Annotated in this window: 11 protein-coding genes; 8 read left to right on the top strand and 3 right to left on the bottom strand. The window is 67.6% G+C overall.

Going from position 1 to position 11082, the window contains the following annotated elements; genetic code table 11:
* Positions 1-51: 51 nt before the first annotated feature.
* Positions 52-1221: an IS30 family transposase gene (locus ACNJ7E_RS20900; RefSeq protein WP_418339463.1), complete on the top strand. Its 1170-nt coding sequence runs from the start codon at positions 52-54 to the stop codon at positions 1219-1221.
* 50 nt (positions 1222-1271) lie between these two features.
* Here the strand turns inward: ACNJ7E_RS20900 and ACNJ7E_RS20895 are convergent, their stop codons facing one another.
* Genes ACNJ7E_RS20895 through ACNJ7E_RS20885 form a run of 3 tightly spaced genes read right to left on the bottom strand, consistent with a single transcriptional unit; the run spans position 1272 to position 5190 of the window.
* On the bottom strand, positions 1272-2246 hold the full coding sequence (locus ACNJ7E_RS20895) for an NADPH:quinone oxidoreductase family protein (protein ID WP_418340885.1): 975 nt from the start codon (positions 2244-2246) through the stop codon (positions 1272-1274).
* Between the two features lie 14 nt (positions 2247-2260).
* A complete protein-coding gene (locus ACNJ7E_RS20890) occupies positions 2261-3901 on the bottom strand; it encodes an AMP-binding protein (protein WP_418340884.1) in 1641 nt (546 codons plus the stop codon).
* Complete coding sequence (locus ACNJ7E_RS20885; RefSeq protein ID WP_280781965.1) at positions 3901-5190, bottom strand: MFS transporter; 1290 nt, start codon at positions 5188-5190, stop codon at positions 3901-3903. The genes ACNJ7E_RS20890 and ACNJ7E_RS20885 overlap by 1 nt, the downstream gene beginning before the upstream one ends.
* Before the next feature lie 301 nt (positions 5191-5491).
* On the opposite strand from ACNJ7E_RS20885, the gene ACNJ7E_RS20880 reads away from it, so the two are divergent.
* The 7 genes from ACNJ7E_RS20880 (at position 5492) to ACNJ7E_RS20850 (ending at position 11028) form a co-directional block, all read left to right on the top strand.
* Positions 5492-6235: an SDR family NAD(P)-dependent oxidoreductase gene (locus tag ACNJ7E_RS20880; protein WP_280781966.1), complete on the top strand. Its 744-nt coding sequence runs from the start codon at positions 5492-5494 to the stop codon at positions 6233-6235.
* 43 nt (positions 6236-6278) lie between these two features.
* Positions 6279-7466: an acyl-CoA dehydrogenase family protein gene (locus ACNJ7E_RS20875; RefSeq protein WP_280781967.1), complete on the top strand. Its 1188-nt coding sequence runs from the start codon at positions 6279-6281 to the stop codon at positions 7464-7466.
* A 64-nt stretch (positions 7467-7530) separates the two neighbouring features.
* A complete protein-coding gene (locus tag ACNJ7E_RS20870) occupies positions 7531-8727 on the top strand; it encodes an acetyl-CoA C-acetyltransferase (protein WP_280781968.1) in 1197 nt (398 codons plus the stop codon).
* A gap of 4 nt (positions 8728-8731) precedes the next feature.
* Complete coding sequence (locus tag ACNJ7E_RS20865) at positions 8732-9316, top strand: TetR/AcrR family transcriptional regulator (RefSeq protein WP_418340883.1); 585 nt, start codon at positions 8732-8734, stop codon at positions 9314-9316.
* Positions 9317-9370: 54 nt separating this feature from the next.
* Positions 9371-9946, top strand: coding sequence for a TetR/AcrR family transcriptional regulator (locus tag ACNJ7E_RS20860; protein WP_005252730.1), 576 nt, complete (start codon positions 9371-9373; stop codon positions 9944-9946).
* A gap of 110 nt (positions 9947-10056) precedes the next feature.
* Positions 10057-10530 (top strand): winged helix-turn-helix transcriptional regulator, encoded by a 474-nt coding sequence (locus tag ACNJ7E_RS20855; RefSeq protein WP_418340882.1) that lies wholly within the window; start codon positions 10057-10059, stop codon positions 10528-10530.
* A gap of 84 nt (positions 10531-10614) precedes the next feature.
* Positions 10615-11028 (top strand): ester cyclase, encoded by a 414-nt coding sequence (locus ACNJ7E_RS20850; RefSeq protein WP_280781971.1) that lies wholly within the window; start codon positions 10615-10617, stop codon positions 11026-11028.
* Positions 11029-11082 lie beyond the last annotated feature (54 nt).

Raw genomic sequence — 11082 nt, 5'->3', positions numbered from 1 at the left:
GGCGTATTCAGTCGGTCGACGCAACATCCCTGGTAAGGAAGGGTGTTGTGGATGGTGTTCAAGGGGCGGCCGCCGATCGAGCGGCGAGTGCGGGAGCAGTTCTGGGAGTGTTTGCGGGCGGGGCAGGACACGGTCAGCGCGGCGTGTGAGGTGCAGGTCTCGCTGACCCAGATGCGGCGGTGGCTGGTGCAGGTCGGTGGAGTGCGTCCCCGCCGACCTGTTCCCCCGTCGGGGCGGTATCTGTCGCTGTCCGAGCGGGAGCAGATCGACGAATTCCGCCGGGACGGGTGGACGATCCGGGCGATCGCCCACGCACTGGGCCGCAGCCCGTCCACGATCAGCCGGGAACTGCGGCGGGCGTTGTCCTCTCGCGGGAAGTATCTGGCCTCACGGGCCCAACGGGACGCCGAGGCCCGCGCCCGGCGCCCCAAGACCGCCAAGCTCGCCGCCCACGCCGAGTTGCGGGAGCAGGTGCAGGGGTGGCTGGGTGAGGACTTGTCACCGCAGCAGATCTCGCACAAGCTCAGGCGGGAGTATCCGAGCCGGCCGGAGATGTGGGTGTCACACGAATCGATCTATCAGGCGTTGTTCGTCCAGTCCCGGGGAGCGTTGACGCGGGAGCTGACCGCCCATCTGCGGACCGGCCGCTACCTGCGTAAACACCGAAGCACGGTCGGTGAGCGGCGGGGGAAGTTCCCGGACATGGTGATGATTTCCGAGCGTCCCGCCGAGGTCGAGGACCGGGCGGTGCCCGGGCACTGGGAGGGCGATCTGATCATCGGGGCGAACAACAAGTCGGCGATCGGGACGTTGGTGGAGCGGTCGACCCGGTTCGTGATGCTGTTGCACCTGCCGGATGGGCATTCCGCCGAGCAGGTGCGGTCGGCGATGACCCGCAAGATCACCGAGCTTCCCCAGCACCTTGCCAAGTCGATCACCTGGGATCAGGGTGCGGAGATGAGTCAGCACGCCCGGTTCACTGTCGAGACGGGGGTGCCGGTGTATTTCTGTGATCCGCGTTCGCCGTGGCAGCGCGGGACGAACGAGAACACAAACGGCTTGCTGCGCCAGTACTTCCCCAAGGGGATCGCGTTGGACGGGTTCGAAGAGGTCTACCTCGACGTGGTGGCCGATAAACTCAATCGTCGTCCCCGTATGACGCTCGACTGGGACAGTCCAGCCGAGCGTCTCGGGAAACTCGTTGTTGCGACGGCCGCTTGAAAACGCCGTAGCTGTAACTACCAAAAAGGCGCACGGGCGGCGGAGCCGCCTCACCGGAGGGTGAGGACACTCTTCCCGACGGTTCGGCGATGTTCGAGATCGAGCAGGGCCTCGGCTGCCGCGTCGAACGGGTACCGGGTCGGCTCCGAAATCGTCAACGCGCCCGACGCGAGCAAGGGACACAATTCGCTCCACTGCGCCGACAGTCGTCCGGGGTCCTCGGCCCACCACGAGCCCCACGCGACTCCGACTACGGACGCGTTCTTCAGGAGCAGCCGGTTCACCTTCACCGAGGGGATGTCCCGGCCGGTGAAGCCCATCACGAGAATCCTCCCGCCCGTCGCCAGCGATCGGACGCTGTCGGTGAAGCGGTCGCCCCCGACGGGATCGACCACGACGTCCACCCCGCGGCCGTCGGTGATCGCGAGGACCTCGTCCCGCCAGGTCCCGGTGGCCACGACGTCGGAGGCGCCGAGACTCCGCACGTACTCCGCCTTCTCCTCACTGCTGACGACCGCGATGGTCCGCGACGCGCCGAGGTGAGGCGCCAGTGTCGTCGCGGCGGTGCCGATGCCTCCCGCCGCGCCCTGGACGAGCACCGACTCCCCCGCCTCGAGGCGTCCACGACGTGCCAGCGCGAAATGCACGGTGAGGTAGTTGAACAGCAGGGCGGCGCCTGCGGCCATCGAAATCGTTTCGGGGAGGAGGAAAGTCGTCTCCGGCGGCAGTGCAACCACTTCGGCCATCGCGCCGCCCACACCGGTCAATCCGACGACCCGGTCGCCCGGAGAGTATCCGCTGCCGCCAGGCGCTGACCGTACGATCCCGGCGACCTCTCCGCCGGGGACGAAGGGCAGTTCCGGCTTGTACTGGTACCTGCCCTGGGTGAGAAGCAGATCCGGGAACGACACCCCGACCGCATGAACCTCGACGAGGATCGCGGATTCGTCCGCGACGGGTTCGTCGACCTCGACCGGGGCGAGCGCCCGGGGACCGTCGAGCGCGGTGACCATCAGGGCGCGCATGCGGTTGTGCCCGTTCATGTGATCGGGAGTTCGCGGACGGCCGCCCGGCGCAGCTTGCCGACTTCGGTGCGCGGGAGGTCGGGCCGGAAGTCGACGACTTTCGGTGCCGCATAGGGGCCGACGCGCTGCGCGACCAGGTGTGCGAGTTGCGTGACGAGGTCGCTGTCGTCGGCCCGGTCGTCCGCGCGGACGACGACGGCCCGGACCACTCCGCCGCGGATCGGATCGTCGTACGCGACTGCCGCGGCGTCGGCGACCGCCGGGTGCTGCAACAGCGCGTTCTCGACCTCGACCGGGCTGATGTTGTGCCCCGACGCGATGATCATGTCGTCGTCCCGGCCCAGTATCTGCCACCGCCCCTGGGGGTCTGTGACGGCTCGGTCCTCGGTGAGGAATACGTCGCCGCGCCAGCGGTCGGCCCACAGGTCGGGGGTGTTCTCGTAGCCGCTGGACATCTGGTACCGGGGCTGCCGTACCGCGATCAATCCCGGTTGGCCGTCGGCCACCGGTTGCCCGTCCCGGTCGGCGAGGAAGGTGTCGAACCCGGGAATCGTGGCGGACATCCAGCCCGGGCCGGACCTCGTTTCGGTGCCCTGGGTGTCGCCCAGGAGCATGCCGACCTCGGACAGTCCGTACCCGTTGCGCACGGCGGGTGCACCGGTGCCGGCCCAGGCCGCGGCGACCACTGCGGTGAGCGGTTCGCCGGCAGCGGCGACGGTGCGGAGCGTCGGCGGGACCCCGTCCTGCGCGAACGTCGCCGTCAGTCGCCGCAGGGCGGCCGGCGCGGTGGTGAGGATCGTGGCCTTCTCTTCCCGGATGACGCGATGCCAGGCCTCGGGGACGAACTTCCCGGAGTACATGACGCGTGGCACGCCCAGCGCCATGACGGCGGCACCGGTGCTGTACAGCCCGAACGCCCACGCCGGGTCCGACGTCGAGAAGACGACGCTGTCGCGGGTCGTCCCGAGAACGGCCTTCGCGTAGGGCATGACGGAGACGAAGGTGGCGTGGGTCATGGTGCACGCCTTCGGTGTTCCGGATGTTCCGCTGGTGAACAGCAGGGTGGCGGTGTCCCCGAGCGCCGTGGTCGCGAGCGGGCCGTCGGCGTCGGCCCGGTCGACCTCGGTCCAGAAGGACCTGTCGTCCGTGCCGGCCGCGACGTCGCCGACGACGAACACCGCGGGATCGAGTCCGTGGGTCGCCTGCGCTTCCGCGAGGACCGGCCGGTACCGCTGATCGACCACGACCGCGCGGACTCCCGCCGCGTCGAGGCGCAGGCCGATCGCATCCGGGGCGAACCCGCCGAACAGCGGCACGTACACCAGCCCGGAGCGCCACGCCGCCAGTGCGGTGATCCAACTCTCGACCTGTCGCGAGAGCAGTCCGCCGACGCGATCTCCCCGCGTCAGTCCCGCGCGTGCGAACACCCGTGCCGCCTTCGCGGCGAGCCTGTCGAGTTCGCGGTACGTCCAGCGGTCGGCCGAGCCGTCCTCGTGCCGGACGGTCAGCGCCACCCGATTCGGGTCGGCCGCATAACGGGTGCAGATTTCGTGGGCGGTGTTGAAGTCGCCACCGAACGGGTCGCGGTCCAGCAGGGATTCGATGTCCTGCCAGGCACCGGCGAGTGCGGACGTTGCGAGTCTGTCGGGAGACATCAGTGATTCACCTTTGCAGTTTTCGTCAGGGTCAGGACCAGGACCGTGATGGCGCACGCCGCTGCGATGTACGCAGCCAGTGCCCACGAACCGTCCGTCTCGGCAGCGATCGCCACCGCGATGAACGGAGCGGGAGCACTGAACACGACACCACCGAACTGGTAGGCGACGGACGCGCCGGTGTATCGGACTTCGGCCGGGAACAGACCGGTGACGTAGCCGGCCACCGCGGAATAGGTGACGGCGTGACCGATAGTGATGATCAGAATCATCGCCAGAAGGACGGCGACACCCACTCCGGTCGACAGCAACCAGAAGAACGGATACGCGATCGCGGCCATGTAGAGGGACCCGTAGATCAACATCTTCCGTGCTCCGATCCGGTCCGCGATCATCGACGTGTAGGGCACCGTCAGGATGTCGAGGACGCACGCGACGAGGATGCTCAACAGAATCGTCTGCCGCGAGATGCCGAGTTCCTTCGGACCGTACGACAGGACGAAGACGGTGACAAGGTAGAACGGCACGAGGGAGGCGGCCTGGGTGAGAATCCCGACGCCCAGCGCCCGCTTCTCACCCCGCAGGACCGCGAGGATCGGGAAGTCGGCAATCTTCTTGTTGCGCTTGACGTTCTCGAACTCCGGCGATTCGACGACCTTCAGTCGCACGTACATGCCGACCGCGACCAACCCGGCACTGGCGAGGAACGGAAGCCGCCATCCCCATGCCTGTACCAGGTCATCCGGAAGATGCTCGACCAGGAGGAATGCGAGCGTTGCGAGAACGAGTCCGGCGGGCACGCCGGCCTGCGGCCAGCTGCCGTAGAACGCCCGCTTCTCGCGCGGTGCGTGTTCGACTGCCATCAGCACCGCGCCGCCCCATTCTCCGCCGACCGCGAAGCCCTGTGCCAGGCGCGCGAGGACGAGCAGCACGGGCGCGGCGAGACCGATCGCTCCGTAGGTGGGGATGAGTCCGATCGCGACCGTCGACGACCCCATCAGCACCAGGGAGAACACCAGCATCTTCTTGCGGCCGATCCGGTCTCCGAAGTGCCCGAAGACGATCGCGCCTGCGGGACGCGACACGAACGCGACACCGAACGTCGCGAACGCGGCCAGCGTTCCCGACAGCGGACTCAACGACGGGAAGAACGCCTTCCCGAATACCAGTGCGGCCGCGGTCCCGAAGATGAAGAAGTCGTACCACTCGATTGCCGTTCCGACGAAGGACGCGAAGGCAACCTTCCGGGGTTTGACCCGAGTGACCTCCAGGTCGTCGATGACTCTCATATCGAATCTCCCATCGCTGCTGATGTGGGGCGGTGCGGCTGCCGCGTGTCGATCCGGTGCCACCGCGGTTATGAGCGGGCCGTCGGGCCTCGTCCGGGGTTCGCCGATCGGACATCGTCCGCGCCGTCGCCCCGTGTGGCCACGGTCACAGGTCTAGCACATCCCGGACGTCGACCGCAAGCATTCTTGTACCGATCGATCCATGTCGCGAACCGCTTCAAATCTCCAGTTAATACAAGTTTCAGACCGACTTTCACGAACACTCTGGACTATTTTTGGATCGATCAGTACATTTCTGAACATGAACGAGAACGATCACGACGATCCCCGCGTCGCGCTGGTCTCCGGCGGTTCCCGCGGCATCGGAGCCGCCGTCACCACGGCCCTGACGCAGCGCGGCTGCCGGGTGGGATGCACGTACCGGACGAGACGTGACGACGCCGAGAAACTCGCCGCGGACGCTCCCGAGCAGGTACTTCCGATCCGCTTCGACCTGCACGACGACACCACGGCGCTCACGGCGGTGGAGCGCGTCGTCTCCCACTGGGGACACCTCGATTCGCTCGTCCTGAACGCGGGCCAGTGGTCGGGCGGGCGGCTCGTCGAGACGGACCCGGACGCCTGGTGGAGCGTGATCGAGACGAACCTCCGCGGCACCGTCGCTCTCGCGCGGGCAGCGCTGCCCCACCTCGTGCACGGCAGGTCACCGAGCATCGTGCTGGTGTCGTCGGTCGTCGGCCTGATCGGTCACGCCGGCGACACCGCGTACGCGGGTGCGAAGTCCGCGATGATCGGCTTCGGTCGTTCACTCGCCAAGGAGGTCGCGCGGGACGGCATCCGGGTCAACGTGCTGGCCCCCGGCTTCGTCAGTACCGACATGACCGATGCAGTGCCCGACTCCGCGCGCAGGCGCATCGAACGAGAAACCGTCCTCGGCCGATTCGGCACCGTCGACGAAATCGCCAAGGCCGCAGTCTTCCTCAGCGAAGACGCCACATTCTGCACCGGCTCCGTCCTCACCGTCGACGGCGGCTGGGCGCTGTGACACACCACGACCGCAACGACCAACAACGAAGGGACACAACACCATGACCGCGACACTCACGCATTCGGTCGGCATTCCGGAGTCGGAGTACCTGGCGCTCCGGGACCGCATTTTCGAGGCGATCTGGTCCGAACTCGATCCACTCGAACAGCGGATCGAGAACGACGAGCAGGTTCCACACGACATCGTCATGCCCATCCTCGAGCGGATCGGCGCGCTCGGCCTGCTCGTCCCCCGCGAGTACGGCGGCAGCGGCCTGTCGATCGCCCAGTACCTGCCGGTCATCGCCGAGTTCGCCAAGGTGCAGGGCGGGCTCCGGGTCATCGTCCACGTGCACAACTCCTTCGCCCACGCGCTCTCCGAGATCGGCAGCGACCGACAGAAGGCGGACGTCCTCCCGGGCACGGCCACGGGCCGGAACTCGGTCGCGTTCGCGCTGACGGAACCGGGTTTCGGGACGGGCGCCGACCTCGGGTCGACCGCGGTGCGCGAGGGCGACGACTACGTCCTGAATGGCGAGAAGTGGTTGATCACCAACTCCGACATCGCGTCTCACTTCATCGTCTTCGCGAAGACGACCGCGACCGACGTCTCCGCGTTCCTCGTTCCCCGCGAGACCGACGGTCTCTCGATCGCAGCGCTTCCCGAGACGATGGGATGCAAGGGCACCGAGCACGGACGCGTCACCCTCGATTCCGTCCGGGTGCCCGCCGCCGCGCTCGTCGGCGTGGAGGGGCAGGGAAACGAGCACCTCGAACGCGCACTGGAGATCAGCCGGGTGTTCATCGCCGCTAGCTCCCTCGGCACGTCCGAGCGCGCCCTCGAACTGTCGATCGCCCACGCGAAGAGCCGTGTCACGTTCGGCAAGCCGATCGGCACACGGCAGGCCATCCAGCGCTACCTGGCGGAGATGGCCACCGACGTCTACGCCCTGCGCGGGATCCTCGCCGACGCAGCACAGAAGTGGGATGCCGGCGAACGGATTCCCGCCGAGGCCAGCATGTGCAAGCTGTTCGGCCTCGAGGCCGTCGGCCGGGTGACCGACCGGGCTCTGCTCATCCACGGCGGAATCGGATACACGCGCGCGCACCCGATCGAGCGCCTCTACCGGGATGCCCGCCTCAACTGGCTCGAGGAGGGCACCCCGACGATCCAGTACCTGGTCACGGCGGGACGCCTGCTCGACGGGTACGCGTTCTCCGACGCCTTCGAGACGTCGCGTACTGACTGACATCAGCCGCCCTGCGGCCGGGAACGGCCGCAGGGCGGCACCACGCTCGCGAAGGAGACGAACAATGACCGACCACCACGACCCCACCGTCCTCGTCGCGGGGGCACGAACCCCGTTCGGACGCTTCATGGGATCCCTGTCGAGCCTGAGCGCCCAGGTACTGGGTGGCCACGCGATCGGTGGTGCGCTGGAATCGGCCGGTGTCGACGCACGCGCCGTCGACCACGTCGTCATGGGCCAGGTGCTCACCGCGGGCAGCGGCCAACTGCCGGCGCGCGTCGCGGCGGCAGCCGCCGGAATCCCCATGACCACACCGGCACTGACCATCAACCGGATGTGCCTCTCGGGAATCGACGCGATAACGCTGGCGCACCAGATGATCTCCGCCGGCGACGCGGACATCATGGTCGCCGGCGGTCAGGAATCGATGAGCACGGCGCCGCACCTCCTGACGAACAGTCGGCGCGGGCACAAGTACGGCGACACGGTACTGATCGACCACCTCGCGTTCGACGGGCTCCAGGACGCCTTCACCGGGTCGTCGATGGGGGCGCTGACCGAGTCGAGGAATCCCGAGTACGGGATCACCCGGGACGCCCAGGACGAGTGGGCCGCTCGCTCGCACCGTGCGGCCGCACGCGCGCGCAAGGACGGCGTCTTCGCGGCCGAGATCGTTCCCGTTCCGATCAGGTCCGGGCGGGGTGAGTCAACCGATTTGAGCCACGACGAGGGCATCCGGGCCGACACCTCGGCAGCGGACCTCGCGGGTCTGCCCCCGGCTTTCGCCGCAGGGGGCTCGCTGACGGCCGGCAACTCGTCACCAATCTCCGACGGTGCCTGCGCCGTCGTGGTCACACGGAAGTCGACGGCCGTCCGGCTCGGACTGTCGTGGCTGGCCGAGATCGGATCACGTGCCGTGGTCGCCGGACCCGATTCGGGTCTGCACGAGCAGCCGTCCAACGCCATCCAGGCTGCATGCCGACGGGAGGGGATCGCACCTCGCGACCTCGATCTCGTCGAGATCAACGAGGCGTTCGCCGCGGTCACACTCGTTTCGTCCGAACGCCTCGGTCTCGACGCGGACCGGGTGAACGTCAACGGCGGCGCGATCGCGCTCGGCCACCCGATCGGTGTCTCGGGGGCACGGATCGTCCTGCACCTCGCGCTCGAACTGCGACGCCGCGGCGGTGGCGTCGGCGCAGCGGCGCTGTGCGGGGGCGGCGGCCAGGGGCAGGCCCTGATCGTGCACGTCGAACGGTGATTCGATGAGCACCAAATACGACCTCAACCGCGCCGAAATTCTGCGCGTGTCCGCCGAGTTGTTCGCGAGGTCGGGCTACCACGGCACCGGGATCGCCGACCTGGGCACGGCGGTGGGGCTCGGCCGCGGGGCCCTGTACCACTACATCGGCAGCAAGGAGGAGGTGCTGTTCGCGATCAGCAGCCGGCAACTCGCGCAGATGAACGACGTGGCCGACGAACTCGCCCTGACCGAACCGGATCCGGAGCGCCGCCTCCGCGGTCTGGCACGGGCCCTGCTCCGCAACATCGCCGAGTACCGCGCCGAGTGGACGGTGTTCTTCCGCGAGTACCACGCCCTGACCGGTGATCGGCGTGCGCGGGTCGTCGCGGCACGCGAACGGTACGAATCGCATTGGCGGCACGCGTTCGACGAAGGCGTCCGAGACGGGGTGTTCACCCTGTTGCCGCCGTTGATAATCAAGGGTGTGCTCGGCATGTTCAACTACAGCTACCTCTGGCTCACCGCCGACGGGGCCCGCACCCCCGAAGAGATCGCCGACGGCTTTCTCGACGCCCTGATCACCGGACTGGCCGCGCCGAACCCGTGATCTGGGCCGTCTAGACTCACATCTTCGACCGCCGGGAGACAAAGGGGCCCTTCGATGAGCGACAAGTACGACGCCAACCGGGACCGAGTCCTGCAGGTGGCCGCCGAATTGTTCGCGAAGTCGGGCTACCACGGCACCGGGGTCGCCGAGATCGGTGAGGCGACCGGGCTGGGCCGGGGAGCGCTGTACCACTACATCGGCAGCAAGGAGGCAATCCTCTACGAGATCAGCAGCCGGCAACTCGCGCAGATGAACACGGTGGCCGACGAACTCGCGCTGTCCGAGGCCGATCCGGAGAAACGGCTGCGCGGCCTCGCACGGGCGCTCATGCGGAACATCGCCGAGCACCGTGCCGAGTGGACGGTCTTCTTCCGTGAGTACCACGCCCTAACGGACGAGCGTCGTGATCGCATCATCGCCGAACGTGAACGCTACGAATCTCATTGGCGGAACGCGCTGGAGCAGGGTATCCGCGACGGACAGTTCCGTGCTCTGCCGCGGCTGATGGTCAAGGGCCTGCTTGGCATGTTCAACTACAGCTACCTCTGGATCACCCCCGCGGGCGCCGAGACACCCGAGGAGATCGCGGACGAGTTCCTCGACGCCGTCGTCACGGGGATGCGGGCGTGAGGCGCTTCGCGCCCGTGCGCGGTTAGCGAGTCTCTGCACTCGTTCGCCGCGCACGGGCGGCGGAGCCGCTGGCTTGGACGCACCAAGCCAGTACGGACTATCCTCGTTGCATGAGTCCGTCGTCGGCCACCCCTGCCCGTTGCTCCATCGCGCGCACCCTCGAACTCCTGGGCGACAAGTGGACGCTGCTCATCGTCCGCGACGCCTTCTGGGGCCACAGCCGGTTCTCGGAGTTCACCCGCAGCCTCGGGGTGGCGTCCGACGTGCTCACCGCACGGTTGGCATTGCTCGTCGACGAAGGGATCCTCGCACGTCGCGCCTATCGTCAGGAGGGGTCGCGGGAACGTCTGGAGTATGTGCTGACGGAGAAGGGCAAGCAGTTGCATGTCGTGATCGGGGCGCTGGGCCAGTTCGGTCGCGACCATCTGCCGCGTCCGGGTAGCACCTCCCCCGAGTACACCGACGAGACCACCGGCGAGGCCGTGTCCCTCGCCTTCGTCACCGACGACGGTCGCCGCGTCCCCGCATCGACTCTGCATGTACAGCAGGGTGCTCCGGCCCCGGCGGGCGATTCGCAGGGTTAACCCGAACTCGTGAAGAACGGGGCGCGACCTCGTCGTATCCATGCTAACTTGGAAATTCCAAGTTAGCGAGGGAGCAAGGAAACCATGTCTGTACAACACGGAGTTCACGCAGTCGAGAATTTCTGGGCCCGGGTGTGGCAGTCACCCCAGGACCCGCACGCGATCGACGAGCTCGTCGTCGACGACTTCGTCATCGTCACCGGCGGGGAGGCGATCCGCGGCCGGGACGCCTTCAAGGAATGGGTGCTGAAGTTTCAGTCGACCGTCGAGGATCTGGAGTTCATCCCCGTCGAAACGTTCCAGAACGAGGACGGTTCCCGCGTCGCGTCGCTGTGGGAAATGACCGGCCGCAACCGCGGATTCATGGGCACCGAACCCGACGGGCAACCCATTCACCTGACGGGAACCGCGGTGTGGAGCGTCCGCGCCGACGGGATGCTCGAATCCAATCGCGTCGAGCGCAATGCCTGGGAGCTGCACCTGCGGCTGACGGCCTAGGCGCTTCGCGCCCGTGCGCCTTTCTGGTTGCGGGAGCTACCAAAAAGGCGCACG

It is taken from the genome of Rhodococcus mengyinensis (assembly GCF_048381435.1).
Lineage (GTDB): Bacteria > Actinomycetota > Actinomycetes > Mycobacteriales > Mycobacteriaceae > Rhodococcus_F > Rhodococcus_F opacus_D.
This window is presented reverse-complemented; position numbering and strand designations above follow the sequence as displayed.

Coding starts and splice junctions, on each gene's coding strand:
- ACNJ7E_RS20900 (WP_418339463.1), top strand. CDS start 52: ATGGTGTTCAAGGGGCGGCCGCCGATCGAGCGGCGAGTGCGGGAGCAG.
- ACNJ7E_RS20895 (WP_418340885.1), bottom strand. CDS start 2,246: ATGCGCGCCCTGATGGTCACCGCGCTCGACGGTCCCCGGGCGCTCGCC.
- ACNJ7E_RS20890 (WP_418340884.1), bottom strand. CDS start 3,901: ATGTCTCCCGACAGACTCGCAACGTCCGCACTCGCCGGTGCCTGGCAG.
- ACNJ7E_RS20885 (WP_280781965.1), bottom strand. CDS start 5,190: ATGAGAGTCATCGACGACCTGGAGGTCACTCGGGTCAAACCCCGGAAG.
- ACNJ7E_RS20880 (WP_280781966.1), top strand. CDS start 5,492: ATGAACGAGAACGATCACGACGATCCCCGCGTCGCGCTGGTCTCCGGC.
- ACNJ7E_RS20875 (WP_280781967.1), top strand. CDS start 6,279: ATGACCGCGACACTCACGCATTCGGTCGGCATTCCGGAGTCGGAGTAC.
- ACNJ7E_RS20870 (WP_280781968.1), top strand. CDS start 7,531: ATGACCGACCACCACGACCCCACCGTCCTCGTCGCGGGGGCACGAACC.
- ACNJ7E_RS20865 (WP_418340883.1), top strand. CDS start 8,732: ATGAGCACCAAATACGACCTCAACCGCGCCGAAATTCTGCGCGTGTCC.
- ACNJ7E_RS20860 (WP_005252730.1), top strand. CDS start 9,371: ATGAGCGACAAGTACGACGCCAACCGGGACCGAGTCCTGCAGGTGGCC.
- ACNJ7E_RS20855 (WP_418340882.1), top strand. CDS start 10,057: ATGAGTCCGTCGTCGGCCACCCCTGCCCGTTGCTCCATCGCGCGCACC.
- ACNJ7E_RS20850 (WP_280781971.1), top strand. CDS start 10,615: ATGTCTGTACAACACGGAGTTCACGCAGTCGAGAATTTCTGGGCCCGG.